Source organism: Citrobacter sp. Marseille-Q6884 (genome assembly GCF_945906775.1).
Classification (GTDB): domain Bacteria; phylum Pseudomonadota; class Gammaproteobacteria; order Enterobacterales; family Enterobacteriaceae; genus Citrobacter.
In genome coordinates, this window is sequence record NZ_CAMDRE010000002.1 from 1,320,283 (window position 1) to 1,339,718 (window position 19,436).

Here is a 19,436-nt window from a genome sequence, read left to right on the forward strand (position 1 = left end):
TTGTTCCCTTCGGAGGAACACTATCATTAGTGTTCCGTTAAGCGCAACACTGAGGCCGTAATATTTTCAAAATTGTGCGGCGAATGGATCTAAAGAGAAAGTGGGCGAGGGAACCTCTGGAAAGCGCCACGCAAGATTTGCCGCATGGCGCTCATCCGGCAACGTTTTTTATTCGAGTTGAGAATTCAAACGTGCAATCTCCTTACGCCATTGCGCTTGCAACTGCGGTTTCTGATGCTTTGGCTTACGAGCAAGGTCATCGGCCAGTCGCTGTTCAAGCTCAATCAGTTTTTCCAACAGACGCTCGCCGTCACCGCTAATTTCCACCACCGTTTCCGTTGCCGTTTTGGCGGGCGCTAATTCCGTTGCGGTCTCCCGAATACGGGCATTAATGGCGTCCAGATCGTGCCATTCGCTGAGTTCGCCCTCGTCGATAAACCAGAAGCGGTTACAGCTTTGGCTAATGAGCTGGCGGTCATGGCTGACCAGCAGCACGCCACCGCTGAAGTTTTGCAGCGTTTGCGCCAGCGCCTCTTTGCCTTCCATGTCCAGATGGTTGGTTGGCTCATCCAGCATTAACAGGCTATAGCGGGCAAGCGTAAGTCCGACAAACAGCAGACGTGACCGCTCGCCGCCGCTCAATGTATTGACGCCCTGTTGGTGACGCATCCACGGAAATCCCGCGCTAATTAGCGCCATTTTGCGAACCTCCGGCTGTGGAGCAAACGGTTCGAGCGCATCAAACAATGAATCGTTATCTGCAAGCTGGTGCAATGTCTGATCGTAGTAACCCAGCGTCACACGAGGATGCAGCACCAGCGACTCTGACGCCAGCTGAGACCGATATTGCTGCCAGATAAGCCTTAACAACGAGGATTTCCCACAGCCGTTACGCCCGACAATGGCCACGCGGTCACCGCTTTTTATCCTGATGCCGGCAACAGAAAACAGGGTCGCGGCCTCTGGCGCAGGTGAAACCCGCAACTGAGACATTTCCAGCAAGCGATCGGCACGCAGGGCATCGCCCTGTAATGTTAGTGTCCACTGACTTCCTGCGGTGACTTCCGTCTGCGTCTCTTTCAGTCTCAGTACCTGTTTTTCCATCTGCTTGGCTTTTCGGGACAAATCTTCGTTGTCATAGACCCGTCCCCAGGTCGCCAGACGTTTAGCGCTGGCCGTAACGCGATCAATCTCTTTTTGTTCGGCCTTATGGCGTAACGCATCGCTGGCATCTCTGGCAACAAGTGCCTGACGCGCCGCGCTACAGGGGAGATCAAAGGCGTGCAGGGTGTGATCGCGCAGGATCCACGTACTCCCGGTGACAGCATCCAGTAACTGCGGATCGTGCGACACCACCACAAAACTGCCAGACCAGTTCAGTAAAAACTGCTCCAGCCAGAGCAATGTCGGTAAATCCAGGTGGTTACCCGGTTCATCCAGCAATAAAAGATCAGGATCACGCATCAGCGCCCGAGCCAGCAGCAGACGTGTATGTTGTCCGCCGCTCAGCGTTTGTGCTGTGAGCTGTAAGTTATCCGGCGTAAATCCCATTTCTGTGAGGAGCGATTCAACGCGCCACTGCTGGCCTGCACGCGCATGCTCAGGAAGTTGCGCAAGAACCGCTTCCTGTAGGTTGAGCGGAAGAATGTCAGCCGGTAAATGTTGTTCCACACGGGCGAGATGGCAGTGGTTTGCCAGCGCTATTGACCCGCTGGTGGGCGAAATCGTGCCATCAAGCAGTTTTAACAGCGTACTTTTGCCACAGCCGTTGTAGCCGATAAGCCCGATGCGGTCGCCTTTTTTTAGGGTAAAGGAGAGATCGTCGAATAGCGTGCCGAATGCCGTATCAACGTGTAAGGATTGCGCGGTTAGTAATGTGCTCATTGTTGCTTACTCAAGAGTTACAGGCGTGAAAACGCCTCGTCAAACATCGCTGACGATAACCCGGTAAGCCCGAGGGAAGGAGATTTAGAAGTTAGCTTCGCTCAAGCAGAAGTTATCGCAGCACGATACCGATAACGCTTGAGCACTGGCGATCGCCTAAAGTATGTGAAGCGATGAAACGTTCACAGTACAGCATAAGTATCCTCCTTATATTTTTCCGAATGTTAATCGATGGTGAAAGTGTAATCGCAACTTATCGATCCGCGCAAGCTTTGAACACCCGACGGCATGATCCCGCCGGGTAAACCATCAGATAGAGGTACGACGGTAGTCGCGATATTCTGCATGCCAGAAATTATCGTCAATGGCCTGTTGCAGCGCTTCCGCGGAGGTTTTCACCGCCACGCCTTGTTGCTGAGCCATTTTACCGACGGCAAACGCGATGGCGCGCGATACAGTCTGAATATCCTTCAGCTCCGGTAACACCAGACCTTCACCGTTGAGCACCATCGGCGAATACTGAGCCAGCGTTTCACTGGCCGACATCAGCATGTCATCGGTGATGCGCGAGGCGCCAGATGCAATCACCCCAAGACCGATACCTGGGAAGATATACGCGTTATTACACTGGGCAATCGGGTAGGTCTTCTCTTTCCACACCACCGGTGCAAACGGACTGCCCGTGGCAACCAGCGCATTACCTTCGGTCCAGGCAATAATATCCTGCGGCGTGGCTTCGACGCGGGAGGTTGGGTTTGAGAGCGGCATCACGATCGGGCGCGGACAATGCTTATGCATCTCGCGAATGATCTCTTCGGTAAACAGACCCGTTTGACCGGATACGCCGATCAGAATATCCGGTTTCACATTGCGTACGACGTCGAGCAGCGACAGCACGTCATTTTGCGTATCCCAGTGCTGCAGGTTTTCGCGTTTTTGCACCAGCTTCGTCTGGAAGGAGAGCAGATTCGGCATTTTGTCGGTCAACAAGCCAAAGCGGTCAACCATAAAGACACGCTGGCGTGCTTCTTCTTCACTGAGACCTTCACGCTGAATTTGCGCGACGATCTGTTCGGCGATCCCGCAACCGGCGGAACCTGCGCCAAGGAAGACAATCTTCTGCTCGCTTAACTGGCTGCCTGCCGCACGGCTGGCCGCGATGAGCGTGCCTACCGTGACTGCTGCGGTACCCTGAATATCGTCGTTAAACGAGCAAATTTCATCGCGATAGCGGGTCAACAATGGCATGGCGTTTTTCTGTGCGAAGTCTTCGAACTGCAACAGTACGTCCGGCCAGCGATGTTTAACGGCCTGGATAAACTCATCGACAAATTCGTAATACTCATCGTCGGTGATACGCGGGTTACGCCAACCCATGTACAGCGGATCGTTGAGCAGTTGCTGGTTATTCGTGCCAACGTCCAGCACGACGGGCAGGGTGTACGCCGGGCTAATCCCACCGCAGGCGGTATACAGCGACAGTTTACCGATAGGAATGCCCATCCCGCCGATCCCCTGGTCACCAAGACCCAGAATACGTTCACCGTCAGTGACGACGATGACTTTGATATTGTGGTTTGGCACGTTTTGCAGGATATCGTCCATGTTGTGGCGGTTCTGGTAAGAGATAAAGACGCCGCGTGAACGACGATAGATCTCAGAAAAACGCTCGCAGGCCGCACCTACCGTTGGGGTGTAGATGACAGGCATCATCTCATCCAGGTGGTTATGCACCAGACGGTAGAACAGGGTTTCGTTGGTATCCTGAATGTTGCGCAGGTAAATGTGTTTGTCGATTTCCGTTTTAAATCCCTGATATTGGATCCAGGCGCGGTCGGCCTGTTCTTCAATCGTTTCGACGACTTCCGGCAGTAACCCCAGCAGGTTGAAGTTACGGCGTTCTTCGACGCTGAAAGCACTCCCTTTGTTCAGTAAGGGAAACTCCAGCAGTACAGGGCCAGCGTAGGGGATGTAAAGGGAACGCAGTTTTTTAGTTTCGTTTTCCATGTCACTCGCTCTTTTTTGAATAACTGTCCCTGGCTCTCTTTATGATCATATGTTGCCTTCCACCAGGGAAACGGGCGAAGTATAAAGCATTGTGAATGGGTTAAGGGGTTTTATAAGCAAAAACACCACTGCGGTTGCAATGGTGTTTATCATCGTTATTCAGTAAGGCGGGTTAAGGCCTATTTGCTGTCAGCGCGGCGTTTTCTTCCGGTTGGGTTATTGACCACGCTGGTTTTGTCGCCTTCGCTGACGACTTTACGTTGGTTGGAGATTTTGTGGTCCAGTCCAAGAATATGACGGGCCTGACGGTTCGATTTCATTCTAACTCCTTAATCCTGTTACTGGTTTCAAGGGCGAGTCCGTGCAGAAACGGACGAAATACAACCTGATAGAAAGCCGATGTTTAAAAAAGCGGCTTTCTGGATGGTCGGTCATTTTATCTGAAAGGTCAATGCTTAAGCGGTAAATGCAGAACTATCCATTATGTGTCATACCTTTCCCTCAACGTCCTATACTTATCACTCCGACGACAACACAGGAGAGCAGTAATGACTATCCATAAGAAAGGTCAGGCGCACTGGGAAGGTGATATCAAGCGTGGGAAAGGGACTGTCTCGACCGAAAGCGGCGTGTTAAATCAGCAACCCTATGGGTTTAATACGCGATTTGAAGGCGTTAAAGGGACCAACCCTGAAGAGCTGATTGGTGCGGCCCATGCCGCCTGCTTCTCAATGGCGCTCTCGTTGATGCTGGGTGAGGCAGGGTTTACGCCAGATTCTATTGATACAACTGCCGATGTTTCTCTGGATAAGGTGGATGCGGGTTTTGCGATAACCAAAGTGGCGCTACACAGTGAGATTGCCGTCCCTGGAATCGATGCCGCTACGTTTGATGGCATCATCCAGAAAGCCAAAGCCGGCTGCCCGGTTTCACAGGTTCTGAAGGCGGAAATTACCCTTGATTATCAGTTAAAATCGTAACTGACCCGTTGCCCGGTGACACATGCTTACCGGGCCTACATAAATGTAGGCCGGATAAGCGGATGTTTTTTACTGCGCGACCCAACCCCCATCCATATTCCACGCAACACCGCGTACCTGCGCCGCGCCATCTGAACACAGGAACAGCGCCAGCTCACCCAGTTGCTCCGGTGTGACAAACTCACGTGAGGGCTGCTTCTCCGCGAGCAGAGCATCACGCGCCGCATCGGGCGCAGCGCCATCCGCAATACGTTTATCGATTTGTTGTTGCACCAGTGGCGTCAGTACCCAGCCTGGGCACAACGCATTACAGGTGATACCGGTCTGCGCCGTTTCCAGTGCAATAGTCTTGGTGAGCCCGACCACGCCATGCTTCGCCGCAACGTAGGCGGATTTCTCTTTTGAGGCCACCAGGCCGTGCACTGAGGCGATATTAATAATGCGTCCCCAGTCACGAGCCCGCATGCCGGGAAGCGCCAGGCGTGTGGTGTGAAACACGGAGGAGAGATTGATGGCGATAATCGCATTCCATTTTTCGGGCGGGAATGTTTCCACCGGCGATACATGTTGGATCCCGGCGTTATTGACCAGAATATCCACGCCGCCAAATTCGCTTTCGGCGTAACGCATCATCTCGGTAATTTGCGCGGCATCGCTCAGATCCGCGCCATGATACCCCGGCACGTTGCCATACTGCGCGACGGCATCTTTTGCTGCCTCGATATCACCAAATCCGTTGAGAATCAGCGTTGCGCCGGCTTTGGCCAGCACCTGCGCGATCCCCAAACCGATACCGCTTGTCGAGCCGGTAACGAGGGCTGTTTTTCCCGTTAAGTTCATGAACGTTCTCCTTATACAATTCCGGTGGCGTAAAACACGCCGATAACAAACAGCACGGCCAGACTTTTGATCACCGTGATGGCGAAGATCCCGCCATATGCCTGACGATGGCTTAAGCCTGTGATGGCCAGCAGCGTAATGACTGCGCCGTTATGGGGAAGGGTATCCATGCCGCCACTGGCCATCGAGGCTACGCGGTGCAGGACTTCCAGTGGAATATTGGCAGCGTGCGCGGCAGCAATGAAAGAGTCCGACATCGCCGCTAACGCAATACTCATCCCACCAGAGGCCGATCCGGTGATCCCGGCAAGGGTGGTGATACTGATGGCTTCGTTAAGCAGTGGGTCAGGAATGGCCGCCAGCGCTTTTGACAGCACGAGGAACCCTGGCAGGGCGGCGATTACAGCACCAAAGCCATATTCTGACGCGGTATTCATGGCCGCCAGAATAGCACCGCCGACGGCCGTTCTGCTTCCTTCGGCCAGACGACCTTTGATGTTGCGATAACCGAAAATGACAACCAGCAGAATCCCCGAAATCAACGCGGCTTCCACGGCCCAGATCGCGGTTATCTTGCCAACTTCCGTGGTAATCGGTTTGGCAAGTCCCGGAAGTTCCAGTTGATGCGTCGCCCCGTACCATTGTGGGATCCAGCGGGTAAACAACAGGTTAAACACGCCCACCAGGATCAGCGGGGAAATCGCAATAATCGGGTTTGGCAGGTTGATGTTATCCGGCGTTTCCGGCTCGTTTAACAGTTCAGTACCATAACCTTCATTCTTAGCCTGCGCTTTACGACGCTGGCGTTCGAGATAGACCAGACCGACAAAAATGATAAACAGCGATCCTATCAGTCCCAGCCAGGGTGCTGCCCAGGCATTGGTGCCAAAGAAGCTGGTCGGAATGATGTTCTGGATCTGCGGCGTACCGGGCAGCGCATCCATGGTGAAGGAGAATGCCCCCAATGCGACGGTCGCCGGGATCAGACGCTTAGGAATATTGCTCTGACGGAAAAGCTCGGCCGCGAACGGATACACCGCAAACGCGACCACGAACAGTGATACGCCGCCGTAGGTTAACAGCGCGCACACCAGCACAATCACGGGAATAGCGTGACGACGCCCGAGGATGTTGATCGCTGCGGCGACGATAGAACGGGAAAAACCGGATAGCTCGATTAACTTGCCAAAGACCGCTCCCAGTAAGAACACAGGGAAGTACAGCTTCACAAAACCGACCATTTTTTCCATAAACAGGCCGGTAAAAGCAGGGCCGACGGCGCTCGGTTCAGTGAGCAGTACAGCACCTAATGCCGCGATGGGGGCAAACAGGATAACGCTGTATCCGCGATAGGCTGCCAGCATCAGCAAGCCCAGCGCTGCCAGGGCGATTAATACACTCATCATGACTCCTCATTATTATTAGTGTGGGTACAGAAAGAGAAGTTACGGTTTCAGGGCAAAGCGCAATTGATGCTCTCTGCGTTGCTGGATGTATTCCTTGCGCGAATCATCCCAGCGATAAAATCCCTGACCGCTGCGCAAGCCGGTATCACCGCGTGCCACCTTTTCAGCGACGAGTGACATCATGTCGCTACCGGTGGCGAGTTCCGGTAGCAGATGGCGACAAATGTCCTGCACCGTTGAAAGTCCGGTCATATCTGCCGCTTCCAGCGGACCGACCATCGCATAGCGACGACCCAGCGAGGCGCGCATGACCTGATCCACCACTTCCGCGCTGGCAATGCCGCTTTTGACGATATGCAGGGCTTCACGCAACAGGGCGAACTGCAGACGGTTGCCGACGAAACCGGGCGCGGCGCGGTCGAGCACGACTGCCTCAAGCTGCATCGACACCAACAGTTGTTGTAACTCACGGAGGTACTCTGGTTTTGTCGCTGTGCCAGGCACGATTTCGACTAACGGAATAAAGTGTGGCGGATGCCAGAAATGGGCAATCAACAACCGCTCCGGATGGGCGAGATTTGCGGCCAGCGCGTCCGGTGGCAGACCGCTGGTGTTACTGGCGATAACCGCCTCAGGGGCGATCAGCGCTTCGAGTTGCGCATACAGCGCGTGTTTGAGTTCGATTCGTTCCGGGATCGCTTCAATCAGTAATCCTGATATCGCGAGATCCTCCAGCGAACCTGTACCGTGCAACCGACTCAGCACCGTCGTTTTGTCGGTATCCGCAAACGCGTCGGTGGCGATCAGTTCATCGAGGATCCCACTGGCAACGGTCGCAATATCGGCAATCCGGTTGTTGTCGGTATCATATAACCAGACATCATGACCAAAGCGGGCAAAATGGGTGGCGATACCGACGCCCATTAATCCGGCACCCAGCACGCTGATGTGATTAGTTTGCATGTTGTGCTCCTGTCGGGCGTTCAACCGTCAGCGCCACGCCCTGACCGCCACCGACGCACAGTGTGGCCAGTCCTTTGGTCACGTCGCGGCGAGCCATTTCGTGCAGCAGGGTCACCAGGATGCGGCAACCGGAGGAACCAATCGGATGACCGAGGGCAATGGCGCCGCCATTGACGTTCACTTTGTTGCTGTCCCAGTTCAGCGATTCGCCGACCGCCAGCGCCTGGGCGGCAAACGCTTCGTTGGCTTCAATAAGATCCACATCATCCAGCGTCCAGCCCGCACGTTTCAGGCACTGCAGTGAGGCTTCCACCGGGCCAATGCCCATGATCGCCGGATCAACGCCTGAAACCGCATAGCCTGTGACACGGGCCAGCACCGGAAGCTTCAACGCTGCGGCTTTGGCGGCGCTCATCAGCATAACCGCCGCGGCGCCGTCATTTAATGATGACGCATTACCCGCCGTAACCGAGCCGTTACCCGGGCGAAATGCCGGTTTCAGTTGCGCCAGTTTTTCCGCCTGCGTATCCGGGCGAGGTTGTTCATCGTGGGTGACCAGACGGGGGGATTTTTTTCCTTGTGGGACGCTGACGGGAGTAATTTCTGCACTAAACCGACCGGCCTCGATAGCCGCCGCCGCTTTCTGCTGGGAGAGCAGCGCAAAGGCATCCTGCTGTTCGCGGCTGATGGCGAACTTATCCGCCAGGTTTTCAGCGGTGATCCCCATGTGGTAGTCGTTAAACGCATCCCACAGCCCGTCATGCACCACGCTGTCTTTCAGGCTGGCATGCCCCAGGCGTAAACCGGCACGTGCGCCGTCGAGAAAATAGGGGACATTGCTCATGCTCTCCTGACCGCCCGCAATGACGATTTCCGCATCGCCACAGCGGATCGCCTGCACCGCCTGGTGTACCGCTTTCAGCCCCGACCCGCACACCAGATTGATCGTCAGTGCAGGCGTGGTCACCGGCAATCCGGCACGTAACGCCGTTTGCCTGGCAGGGTTCTGACCGCAACCCGCCGTCAGCACCTGGCCTAAGATCACCTCATCAATGAGTTCCGGTGCGACGGCGGTTTTTTCCAGCAAAGCGCGGATCACCGCCGTGCCTAACTCCACGGCGGAAAGAGGAGCCAGTGCGCCATGAAAACTGCCAATCGGTGTGCGCGTTGCCGCGACAATAACAACATCCTGCATGGTCAGCTCCTCAGTTGAATTGCATTTCGGGGACATGATCGGGGATGACCAGCTTGCCTGCGGTTCTGGCGACAATCTCATCTACGCTGACACCTGGCGCGCGTTCGCGCAGAATGAAGGTGCCATCGGCGATTTCCAGTAGCGCCAGATCGGTAAGTACACGTTTAATACAGGCCACACCGGTCAGCGGCAGGGTGCAGGCAGGCAGCAATTTGGACTCACCGCTTTTGGACGCGTGGGTCATCACCACAATGATATTTTCCGCGCCAGCCACCAGATCCATCGCGCCTCCCATGCCTTTCACCATTTTCCCCGGGATCATCCACGAGGCGATATTGCCGTGGGTATCCACCTCAAATGCGCCGAGTACCGTCAGGTCAACATGACCGCCGCGGATCATGGCGAAGGATTGCGCGGAGTCGAAAATCGCTGCGCCTTCACGCGCCGTCACGGTCTGTTTTCCTGCGTTGATCATGTCGGCATCCAGCTCGTCTTCGGTGGGGAATGGTCCCATCCCGAGCAGGCCATTTTCCGATTGCAGCATCACGTCCATGCCGTCGGGAATGTAATTTGCCACCAGCGTCGGGATGCCGATCCCCAGGTTGACGTAATAGCCGTCGCGCAGCTCACGGGCGACACGCATCGCCATTTGTTCACGCGTTAACATGGTCAGGCTCCTTTGTGGCGTAGGGTGCGTTGTTCAATACGTTTTTCAAACTGCCCCTGAATGATGCGGTTAACGTAAATCCCAGGGGTGTGAATCGCGGCAGGGTCCAGCTCTCCGGGAGGGACAATCTCTTCAACTTCCACGACCGTAATACGCCCGGCCACCGCCATTAGCGGATTAAAATTCTGCGCGGTATGGCGATAAATAACGTTGCCGTACCAGTCGGCTTTCCAGCCTTTAACCAGCGCAAAATCACCGGTAATCGCCTGTTCCATGATGTAAGGGCGGCCGGCAAACTCACGAACCTCTTTCCCTTCAGCCACGGGCGTCCCGTATCCGGTCGCAGTGAAGAAGGCCGGGATCCCCGCGCCGCCTGCACGTAACTGCTCTGCCAGCGTCCCTTGCGGCGTCAGAATGGCTTCCAGCTCGCCACTCAGCACCTGTTGTTCAAACAACGCATTTTCACCCACATAGGAGGCGACTACTTTGCGTACCTGACGTGTCTCCAGCAGCACGCCGAGACCAAAACCGTCCACGCCACAGTTGTTTGAAACGACCGTGAGTCCCTGAACCTCCCGGCGGCGTACCTCTGCAATCAGGTTTTCAGGAATACCGCATAAGCCAAAACCGCCCGCCAGCAGCGTCATGTTGTCGGTCAGTCCTTCCAGCGCCTCTTGATACGTGGCGACCCGTTTATCCAGTCCAGCCATACACTTGCCCCTCCAGTTGTCCTTGCCGACATCATTGGGGGTGAAAAATGATTTGTTAATTTTAAATTTGTGACTCACTCATTGGGTTTTTTTATCAATTTAATGTTAATTAAAGGTATTCAACAAGTTAAAGGAATGAGTAATGAGAATGAGCATCAAACAGTTACGCGCGTTTTTAGCGGTAGCTCACACTCTGAATTTTGCTCATGCCAGTGAACGGCTGAATATGTCACAGCCCGCGTTAAGCCTGGCGATTAAAGGTCTGGAGGACTCCCTGGGTGGGGCTTTACTGTTAAGAACCACCCGCAAAGTGATCCTGACGCAGGAAGGGGAAACGCTACTGACGATGGGGCGGCAACTGCTCGCTGACTGGGAAAACACCGAAGAAGCCATGCGCCAGCACTTTACGCTGCAACGCGGTAAAATCTCGATTGCCGCAATGCCTTCGTTCGCCACTAACGTGCTGCCGCCGGTACTCAAAACTTTCCGCGACTGCTACGGCGGCATCAACGTGACGGTTCATGACGTGATAAACGAGCAGGTCATCGAAATGGTGAGCGAAGGGCGTGTGGAAATGGGGATCGCTTTCGAACCGGACTATTCCGGGCACCTTCATTTTACACCGCTCGGGATGGATCGGTTTATTGCCATTGTTCCCCCCTCGTGCCGGTTGGCGGGTCGGGAACGGATTACCTGGAAAGAACTGCTGACGCTGGATTTCATTACGCTGCAGCGGCCATCTGCCGTACGTTTGATGCTTGAAGAGCAGTTGGTGCAGAGCGGCCACGCACTGGAAGTTGCGCTGGAGAGTCATCAACTGGTCACCATCGGGCGTCTGGTGGCAAATGGGTTAGGTGGCAGTGCGGTGCCCGCGCTCTGTCGTACACAAATGACCGAGCTCGGGGCAACCTGTATCGAACTGGACAGCCCGGTGATCCAGCGACGGATCGGCATCCTGCGTTCCGCACATCATAAGCTCTCCACCGCGTCCGAGGTGCTGGTAGACACGCTGAAAAAGGCCTATCTGGCCTAGACGATTTCGGCGGCTCGCCAGCAGCGGACGTCATGTCCGGTTTCCCCCTTCAGCAAGACCTGTTTATTCTCGCAGCCACGAGTCGCCAGCGGGCATCTGTCGCGGAAAAAGCACCCCTGCGGCAAGGTACGGTTGCCCGGCAGTTCGGTTTTGCGCAAGACCAGATTTTCAGCCAGCGGCATGCCGGTTTTGGGAACCGAATCGAGCAACAGACGTGTGTAAGGGTGAGCTGGGTGAGTTAATACCTGCTGCGCATCGCCCAGTTCAACAATTTGCCCAAGGTACATCACGGCCACACGATCGCTCATATGCCGCACCACGGACACGTTATGCGAGATCAGCACGAAGGTCAGTTTTCTTTGCGCCTGGAGCGATACCAGCAGATTAAGGATTTGCGCCTGGACGGAGATATCCAGTGCCGAAGTGGGTTCGTCGAGCACAATTACATCCGGCTTTGAGGATAACGCCCTGGCGATGGCAATACGCTGGCGCTGTCCCCCAGAAAACGCATGTGGCAGACGATCAAGATATTCCGGTCGGATGCCTACCTGCAGCGCCAGTTCTTCAGCCAGTGCCCGGCGTTCCCGCTCCGGGCTTCGCTGCTGGATCCACACCGGTTCAGTGATGATCCGCCAGACCGGTAAGCGAGGGTCCAGAGACGAAAGCGGGTCCTGGAACACCATCTGCATCCCGTTGTTCGCACGGTTTTGTGGCGTGCTATGGCGGGAGTAGTTCCCCTGACTGGGCTTGAGCATGCCCATTAGCAACTGCGCCAGCGTACTTTTCCCGCACCCTGATTCACCGACAATTCCCAGCGTTTCACCCTGGCGGATCTGTAAATCCATTCCATTAAGCGCATGCACGCGCTCAGTCACTTTACCCAGCCAGTTTTTACGAGCCGGGAAGTTAACGTGGACATCATCAAGCGCCAGTAAAATATCAGACATGTGTTGTCTCCAGTTGCGGATACCAGCAGGCAGATTGTTGTTCAAAACGTCCCTGAGTGCGTAACGCCGGTGTCTCTTCGCATTGGGATCCTGCGGCAAAGCAACGTTCACGGAATGCGCATCCGGTGGGCAGGCAGCTCAGGTTGGGTACGGTTCCCGGAATGGCAGGCAACGGTGTCCGCGGTTCGCCATGTTCTGGCGCACATTTCAACAGGCCAATAGAGTAGGGATGCGTCGGATGTTCAATGACGGTTTGCGTCGGGCCACTTTCAATGACGCTTCCGGCATACATGACGTACAACCTGTCACACAGCTGCGAGACCACGGCCATATCATGGCTGATAAACAGTACGGCCGTTCCACTGGCGCGCGCTTTGTGTCTGAGCAACCGCAGCACCTGCAGTTGCACCGTCACATCCAGCGCGGTCGTCGGTTCATCGGCAATAATCAGATCCGGTTCGCAGGAAAAGGCCAGCGCAATCATTACGCGCTGGCGCATCCCGCCGGAAAGCTCAAACGGAAAACGCGTCATGACTTCCGGGGCGTCCGGGATTTGCATCTCCTCCAGTAAAGCAATGGCTTTCTGCCGGGCATCCCCACGGCTGAGCGACTGATGATGACGAATGACCTCGACCATTTGTTGCCCAATACGTCGGGTTGGATTCAGCGCCGTCATCGGCTCCTGGAAAATCATCGCCACACGGTCACCTCGCCATTTACGCATCTGTTTCTCGCTGGCGTTCAACACATCTTCGCCAAGCAGCAAAACGCGCCCCTGATGAATGTGATAACTTTCCTCCGGCAGCAAACGCATGGCGAGCATGGCGGTCACCGATTTACCGGAACCGGATTCACCAACCACGCCAACAATCTCTCCCCGGTTGATATGCAGCGAAACATGGTTCAGCGCATGCACGTCGGCCTTATAACCGGGGAAGCTCAGGTGTAAATCTTCGATTTCCAGTACAGGTTGTGTCATGACTGTTTTCCTCCGGCTTTCGGATCAAGCAGGTCGCGAATACCGTCACCAAAGAGATTAAAGCCCACGGCAGTGATCAAAATGGCGGCACCCGGGAATGCGCAATACCACCACTGGTCAAGCACATAGTTGCGACCAATCGCGACCATCGCTCCCCATTCGGCGCTGGGTTGTTGTGCCCCCAGTCCGATAAATCCCAGCGTGGCTGCCATCAGGATCGCACTACCAATGTCCAGCGAGGCCTGCACGATCAGCGGCGGCAGCGAATTACGTAATATATGCCAGCTGATCAGATGCCAGCGGGATGCGCCGTAGGTACGAGCCGCCTGCACGTAAGTAAACTGGCGAACCACCAGAGTTTGCCCGCGCGCCAGACGGACATAAAATGGGATACGCACAATCGCAATCGCCAGCATGGCGTTAAACAGGCTGGGTCCCAGCGCAGCGGCGAGCGCCATCGTCAGAACCAGTGACGGGATCGACAGCATGACATCCATCACGCGCATGATGACAGCGTCGGCCCGTCCGCCCATCACACCGGACAAACAGCCGACCAGAGAACCCACACCGCCGGCGATGCCAACAACCACCAGACCGGCGACGATCGACTGCTGACTGCCCACCAGGACGCGGCTAAACAAATCGCGGCCCACCTCGTCAGTGCCAAACCAGTGGGTTGTGGAAGGCGCAAGCAGGCGAGCGCTCAGGTCGATAGCATTGGGGTCGAAAGGGGTGAGCCACGGTGACAGCACCATCAACAGCAGCATCAATACAATGATCATGCCGCCAATCAGCGTCAGAGGACTGCCTTTCACCATCCAGAACAGTTTTGCCCAGTCGGTGCGACGGCGTGTTGTCGGGGAGGTGGCGGGCGTTTCTTGTGAGAGCATCATTCAGCACCTCCGCGTCCGATACGTGGGTCGATCCACAGATAAAGTAAGTCCACCACCAGATTGACCAGGACATATGCAAAGGAGACCACAATGGCAAATCCCATTACTGCCGGAAAATCGAGTGCCTGAATCGACGTCACCACCCAGGCGCCCATGCCCGGCCAGGCGAAGACTGTTTCGGTTAACACCGCACCATAAAGCAGATCCCCCAGCGCCAGACCCAGCACGGTGATTGACGGGATTAACGCATTCGGTAGCGCGTAACACAAAATGATGTACCAGCCTGGTAAACCGCTGGCGCGGGCGGTGCGGATATAATCTTCACTCAGTTGCTCCAGCATGGCCGAGCGAATCTGGCGAGCGACGATCCCCAGATGGACAAAGGCCAGCGTCAGAGAAGGCAGGATCAGATGCTGGAGCGCATTGAAGAAGACCTCGCCATTCCCTTCCAGCAGCGCATCAATCAGGTAGAACCCGGTGACGTGTGCGGGCGGATCCAGCCAGTCATCAAGCCGCCCACCGCCGGGTAAAATTTGCAGATGGCCATAAAACAGAACGATAACGCCCAGTCCCAGCCAGAACGCGGGCGTTGAAATGCCGGTGATCGCCATTAACCGAACGATGTGATCAAGCCAGCGGTTACGCCAGACGGCAGAGAGAATGCCCAGCGGAATACCGATAATCAGCGCCAGCAGAAGAGAACAAAAAGCCAGCTCAAGCGTGGCGGGGAAGAATATGCGCAGTTCATCCAGCACCGGGCGTCCGGTACGAATCGAGGTGCCCAAATCCCCCTGGAAAATATCGCTGACGTAGCGAAAAAACTGGACATACAGCGGTTGATTCAGCCCCAGTTGTTGGCGAATGTTTTCGACAATTTCATCGCTGGCGCGATCGCCCGCCAGCAGCCGCGCGGGGTCACCCGGGATCAGGTGCGAAATAATAAAGGTAATCACGCAAACACCGGCAACCACCAGGACGAGTCCCCAGCAGCGCTGGCGTAAAATGCTCCAGAAAGTCATTGGCTTCCCCTTGCGGAGCCAATACGGCTCCGCATAAACGTGGCGTATTTACTTACTCATGGTGGAGATGTTGAAGACCTGTTCCAGCATCGGATTGAATACAAAGCCTTTAACCTCTTTGTTCATCGCCAGCTGGTAGTTTTTCTGGAATAAATAGACGTAGGCGGCCTCATCAATCACGATGGTTTGCGCCTGCTGATAATCATTGGTTCGGGCCACCTGATCGGTGGTGGACAACGCGCTACGCAGCAGCTTATCGACTTCACTGTTTTCATAGAATGAACGGTTACCCGGTAAGCCTTTCTTATCTGACTCAAACCAGTAGTTCATAAACATATACGGGTCTGCGAAGTCCGGGCTCCAGTTGCCGATGGCGATGTCGTAATCCCCTTTACCGACACGGTCACGCATGGTGGCATTCGCCAGTTTTTCGAGCTTCACTTTAATCCCCAGCTTGCCGAGACTGGCCTGGGTAGCCAGCGCGATGGGCTCCCAGTTAGGGTCATTATCCGAGTAAAGGAAACTCAGACTGTCGGGCTTCGTCGCCACTTTATCCCATGCGGCTTTGGCTTTCGCTTCATCAAAGCTGTACTGCATGGCCTTTTGGTCAAAGCCCCACATCCCTTCAGGAATTGGGCCGCGCATCTGCTTCCCGTTACCACTCAGAATACCTTTTACCATTCCCTTGTAGTCGGTTGACCACGAAATAGCGCGGCGCAAATCCACCTGATTAAGAGGTGCTTTGCTGTTATTCAGATACAGGTAGGTCACGCGCAGCGAAGGGTAATCCGCGACCTTGACTTTACCTTCTTGTTTTAAGGCGGCCAGTTGGTCAACGGGAAGCGCATCAGCAATGTCGATATCCCCACGCGACAACTGCAGGCGACGGGAAGCACTTTCACCGATGATTTTTACCGATACACGCTTAAACGCGGGCTTTGAGCCAGCATAATGTGGGTTCGGCACCAGCACCAGTTGCTGTCCTTTTTGCCAGCTCTTCAGCATGAAGGGACCCGATCCGGCTGTGTTTTGCGCGAGGAATCCACGAGCGTCGTCAGCGGCATGTTCTTTTAAGATTGCCGGGTTGATGATGGAGGCACCGTCATTCGCCAGCGTATACAGGAACGGCGCGAAGGGCTGGCTGAGGGTAAATTTCACCGTACTGGCATCGATGGCTTCCACCTTCAGATCTTTCGGGAATGCTTCGGCAGGACCCTGACCAATTTTAAGTAAACGCTCAAAAGACTGCTTCACCGCGTCTGCGGTGACAGGCGTACCGTCGGCAAATTTGGCATCGTTTTTCAGTGTGAACGTCCACTCTTTCTGATCGTCAGACGCTTTCCAGCCGCTGGCTAAATCGCCTTCAACTTCCGTTGAGCCTTTATCTCCCTCGGTTTTGTACTGCACCAGGCGCTGATAGGAAGGATAGGTCACCGTCCAGTCGTTGTTGTCGATGGTGACGGCGGGATCGAGCGTCTGCGGGTCGGCCGCTTTACCAATGACCAGCATATCTTTGGGTACAGCAGCCTGCGCGGCAGGCAAAGCGGCCGCCAGCGCAATGGCAATCAGAGCGGGGCGAAAAAACGATGTCAATGCAGGTGTAGTCTTCATAACCAGGCTCCAGAATCAAAGGGCGTGTTGTGTTGTTATTTGTGGGACAGGAAAACAGGCAAAGTGATCATCCAGTAGCGGGTAGCGCGCAGCGTCAGGCAATTCAAAATGCCACCATTCGCTGCTTATTCCGACAAAGCCGCCGCCGTGCATAATGGCATTGAGCAATAGCCGGTTACGCTGCGCTGCCGGGGGAACAGAAGGGTGCCAGGCGTGAGAACGGTCGTGCATTTCGTCAAAATCCGCGCCCATATCAAGAACGTTGCCGCGCTCATCCATCAACGTCAAATCAATGGCCGTGCCACGGCTGTGATTAGAGCCAATCGCCACATCGACGACATACTGCGGGTCAGGACAGGCATTCCACAGCACCGCCTGCGCCTGTTGCGGGCGATAGGCGTCATACACCACCAGGGATAGACCCGCCAGTTGCGCAATACTGATGCTTTTGGCCAGCGCTGAGACCGCATCAGTGTGTAACAGGCAACGCGCTTCCCGATAGATAGGCGCGCCGGTAATGTTATCGGAGGTGGCATATTTGAGATCGATGTGCAGTGACGGGAATATCACTGACAGATCGACCAGCTCTGGGGTATCTGACATAGCACGTTTCCTGTTTATTGTTCGAATTGACCAAATTGTTGTTGTAACTGTCGGTTGGTTTGCAGGCGCCCCGTAAGGGTGTCGCCCAGTTGCGCCACCACTGCGGAGAGTAATAAGTTGAACAGACAGCTCACGGGCGCAAGGGAATCCCAGAAATGTCCGGTGTCGGTTTTCACCTGTAATAAATCAATGGCATAGTCTCTGGCCCATGGACACCAGACATCGGTAATCAGCGCCAGTGGGATGTTGCGTTCACTGGCGACACGGCAATACTGACGGGACGTTGCCGCGTAGGCGCGCAGATCGGTTATCACCACATAGGGTTGGTTAAACCCTGAATTCAGCGACTCAACCCAGCTGCCGGAAAGGCCTTCTGAGTAGATCACTTTTGGCCGTAAATATTCCAGATGACTAAAAAAGGCGTTGGCGATCCCCCGGGTGGATTGGATCCCGAGAATATAGACGGCTTCTGCATGCGCCAGCCGCTGGGCAATACGCAAAAAGGTCTCGCCCTGCGCAAGCTGGTAGACATGGGTAATTGCATCAATTTCCAGTAACAGCGACTGATTTGCGCGATCCGGCAGGCTCTGCTGCTGGTGCCAGGAATCCAGACGCTCGTTCATTCCCCAGGGCTGATAGGGGATGACGGGCAATTCGCGCAAACTGGCTTTGGCATCTTCCAGATTACGAAAACCCAGTTTACGCAGGTAGCGGCCGACGGTAATGCCGCTGGTTCCCGCTGCCCGGGCAATGCCATCCGCTGTTTCAAACGGGATCTGTGCAGCATGCGCTAACAGCCAGCCGGCAACACGCTTTTCGCTGGGCGTTAGCTGGCTGAATGTCTGTTCCACGCGGGCAAATAACTCAGGTTTCGATGTCATCACCATCTCACTGTTAGTTGTCTGTCAGTTACCGCTTCTCTGTTACTGAATTAACAATGCAGGACGCGTGCCATGTCTACGGCAACGGCTCGCCGCTGTTTTTTGTTAAAAAACGATTAATTTTATTAACCAATGATCAACATTTGTGCAGCATAGTTCAGTTTTGGTGCAACGGCAGGGAAAGTGGGGTAGGAATCTGTCGATTTCGTCGGGGTGATCACATTGTGAGCAGTCTGAATAGCCATACATCAGAATCGGTAATGTGAAATATAAATTTCAGCCATATCAAGGGCGGTGATCTTTATTCTTCAGATTGTAGGGGTATTATTTTTTCCGAACTACATTAACGGTTTAAAGCGCGAGTGTAGATATTATCTATATTATAAATGGAGTACAACAATGAATAAATTCTCCCTTTCTACAGCAGGTATTCTGGTCGCAGCGCTGTTAACCAGTGTAAGCGTCAATGCAGCTACAGATAACGCCAAAACAGAGGTTACCCCGAAAGGCATGAGCTGCCAGGAATTTGTTGATTTGAACCCACAAACGATGGCTCCTGTGGCCTTCTGGGTACTGAATGAAGACGAAGACTTCAAAGGCGGTGACTTCGTAGACTATAACGAAACTATCACCACAGCGGTTCCTCTGACCGTTGAACTTTGCAAAAAACATCCGCAGAGTGAATTAAGCAAAATAAAAGACGAAATCAAAAAAGAATTATCTAAATAAGATTACGCCGTTATTAAAACCCAGCCAAAGTGCTGGGTTTTGTTATATGTGACAACGTCACTTTATTAATTTAATCCCACCCGCTGAAA

General features: G+C 54.5%; 19 protein-coding genes. 3 read left to right on the top strand and 16 right to left on the bottom strand.

From position 1 onward, the window contains the following. Nucleotides 1–168: 168 nt before the first annotated feature. The 3 genes from N7268_RS21530 to sra all read right to left on the bottom strand — a co-directional run bounded on the left by N7268_RS21530 (nucleotide 169) and on the right by sra (nucleotide 4,211). The gene (locus N7268_RS21530; protein WP_260864402.1) at nucleotides 169–1,884 is read right to left on the bottom strand and encodes an ABC-F family ATP-binding cassette domain-containing protein; all 1,716 of its coding nucleotides are present in this window, start codon (nucleotides 1,882–1,884) and stop codon (nucleotides 169–171) included. 309 nt (nucleotides 1,885–2,193) lie between these two features. Continuing rightward, a complete protein-coding gene (maeA, locus tag N7268_RS21535) occupies nucleotides 2,194–3,891 on the bottom strand; it encodes a malate dehydrogenase (protein WP_260864403.1) in 1,698 nt (565 codons plus the stop codon). Between the two features lie 179 nt (nucleotides 3,892–4,070). Beyond that, a complete protein-coding gene (sra, locus tag N7268_RS21540; RefSeq protein WP_198904195.1) occupies nucleotides 4,071–4,211 on the bottom strand; it encodes a stationary-phase-induced ribosome-associated protein in 141 nt (46 codons plus the stop codon). 228 nt (nucleotides 4,212–4,439) lie between these two features. Between sra and osmC the strand changes: the two genes are divergently transcribed. Next, the gene (gene osmC, locus N7268_RS21545) at nucleotides 4,440–4,871 is read left to right on the top strand and encodes an OsmC family protein (RefSeq protein WP_198904196.1); all 432 of its coding nucleotides are present in this window, start codon (nucleotides 4,440–4,442) and stop codon (nucleotides 4,869–4,871) included. 69 nt (nucleotides 4,872–4,940) lie between these two features. Here osmC and N7268_RS21550 read toward each other — a convergent pair whose 3' ends face one another. The 6 genes from N7268_RS21550 to N7268_RS21575 are packed head-to-tail and all read right to left on the bottom strand — an operon-like array spanning nucleotide 4,941 to nucleotide 10,652. Next, complete coding sequence (locus N7268_RS21550; RefSeq protein WP_260864404.1) at nucleotides 4,941–5,711, bottom strand: 3-hydroxybutyrate dehydrogenase; 771 nt, start codon at nucleotides 5,709–5,711, stop codon at nucleotides 4,941–4,943. Between the two features lie 11 nt (nucleotides 5,712–5,722). Then, nucleotides 5,723–7,117, bottom strand: a complete 1,395-nt coding sequence (locus N7268_RS21555; RefSeq protein ID WP_198904198.1) for a GntP family permease — start codon at nucleotides 7,115–7,117, stop codon at nucleotides 5,723–5,725. A 39-nt stretch (nucleotides 7,118–7,156) separates the two neighbouring features. Then, on the bottom strand, nucleotides 7,157–8,080 hold the full coding sequence (locus tag N7268_RS21560; RefSeq protein ID WP_260864405.1) for a 3-hydroxyacyl-CoA dehydrogenase family protein: 924 nt from the start codon (nucleotides 8,078–8,080) through the stop codon (nucleotides 7,157–7,159). After that, nucleotides 8,070–9,275: an acetyl-CoA C-acetyltransferase gene (locus N7268_RS21565; RefSeq protein WP_260864406.1), complete on the bottom strand. Its 1,206-nt coding sequence runs from the start codon at nucleotides 9,273–9,275 to the stop codon at nucleotides 8,070–8,072. Before N7268_RS21565 ends, N7268_RS21560 begins: the two co-directional genes overlap by 11 nt. Before the next feature lie 10 nt (nucleotides 9,276–9,285). Beyond that, nucleotides 9,286–9,942: a CoA transferase subunit B gene (locus N7268_RS21570; protein ID WP_260864407.1), complete on the bottom strand. Its 657-nt coding sequence runs from the start codon at nucleotides 9,940–9,942 to the stop codon at nucleotides 9,286–9,288. Nucleotides 9,943–9,944: 2 nt separating this feature from the next. Further along, on the bottom strand, nucleotides 9,945–10,652 hold the full coding sequence (locus N7268_RS21575) for a CoA transferase subunit A (protein ID WP_198904202.1): 708 nt from the start codon (nucleotides 10,650–10,652) through the stop codon (nucleotides 9,945–9,947). A gap of 142 nt (nucleotides 10,653–10,794) precedes the next feature. Here N7268_RS21575 and N7268_RS21580 point away from each other — a divergent pair, with 142 nt between their 5' ends. Then, complete coding sequence (locus N7268_RS21580) at nucleotides 10,795–11,685, top strand: LysR family transcriptional regulator (protein WP_260864408.1); 891 nt, start codon at nucleotides 10,795–10,797, stop codon at nucleotides 11,683–11,685. Here the strand turns inward: N7268_RS21580 and N7268_RS21585 are convergent. Genes N7268_RS21585 through N7268_RS21615 form a run of 7 tightly spaced genes read right to left on the bottom strand, consistent with a single transcriptional unit; the run spans nucleotide 11,682 to nucleotide 18,618 of the window. Beyond that, entirely contained in the window at nucleotides 11,682–12,632 is a 951-nt protein-coding gene (locus N7268_RS21585; RefSeq protein WP_260864409.1) for an ABC transporter ATP-binding protein, read from the bottom strand. The two genes, N7268_RS21580 and N7268_RS21585, sit on opposite strands and share 4 nt — an antisense overlap. Then, nucleotides 12,625–13,611 carry an ABC transporter ATP-binding protein gene (locus N7268_RS21590; RefSeq protein WP_260864410.1) on the bottom strand — a complete coding sequence of 329 codons (987 nt, stop codon included), beginning with the start codon at nucleotides 13,609–13,611 and terminating at the stop codon, nucleotides 12,625–12,627. Before N7268_RS21590 ends, N7268_RS21585 begins: the two co-directional genes overlap by 8 nt. Then, nucleotides 13,608–14,504: a D,D-dipeptide ABC transporter permease gene (gene ddpC, locus N7268_RS21595; RefSeq protein ID WP_260864411.1), complete on the bottom strand. Its 897-nt coding sequence runs from the start codon at nucleotides 14,502–14,504 to the stop codon at nucleotides 13,608–13,610. Before ddpC ends, N7268_RS21590 begins: the two co-directional genes overlap by 4 nt. After that, nucleotides 14,501–15,523 carry an ABC transporter permease gene (locus tag N7268_RS21600; protein WP_260864412.1) on the bottom strand — a complete coding sequence of 341 codons (1,023 nt, stop codon included), beginning with the start codon at nucleotides 15,521–15,523 and terminating at the stop codon, nucleotides 14,501–14,503. The genes ddpC and N7268_RS21600 overlap by 4 nt, the downstream gene beginning before the upstream one ends. A gap of 48 nt (nucleotides 15,524–15,571) precedes the next feature. Beyond that, nucleotides 15,572–17,134, bottom strand: coding sequence for an ABC transporter substrate-binding protein (locus N7268_RS21605; RefSeq protein WP_260864413.1), 1,563 nt, complete (start codon nucleotides 17,132–17,134; stop codon nucleotides 15,572–15,574). 15 nt (nucleotides 17,135–17,149) lie between these two features. Next, nucleotides 17,150–17,737: a D-alanyl-D-alanine dipeptidase gene (gene ddpX, locus N7268_RS21610; protein ID WP_260864414.1), complete on the bottom strand. Its 588-nt coding sequence runs from the start codon at nucleotides 17,735–17,737 to the stop codon at nucleotides 17,150–17,152. A gap of 14 nt (nucleotides 17,738–17,751) precedes the next feature. Beyond that, nucleotides 17,752–18,618 (bottom strand): MurR/RpiR family transcriptional regulator, encoded by an 867-nt coding sequence (locus tag N7268_RS21615; protein ID WP_260864415.1) that lies wholly within the window; start codon nucleotides 18,616–18,618, stop codon nucleotides 17,752–17,754. Nucleotides 18,619–19,017: 399 nt separating this feature from the next. Here N7268_RS21615 and hdeB point away from each other — a divergent pair, with 399 nt between their 5' ends. Next, nucleotides 19,018–19,347, top strand: a complete 330-nt coding sequence (gene hdeB / locus N7268_RS21620) for an acid-activated periplasmic chaperone HdeB (RefSeq protein WP_198904211.1) — start codon at nucleotides 19,018–19,020, stop codon at nucleotides 19,345–19,347. Nucleotides 19,348–19,436: the final 89 nt, after the last annotated feature.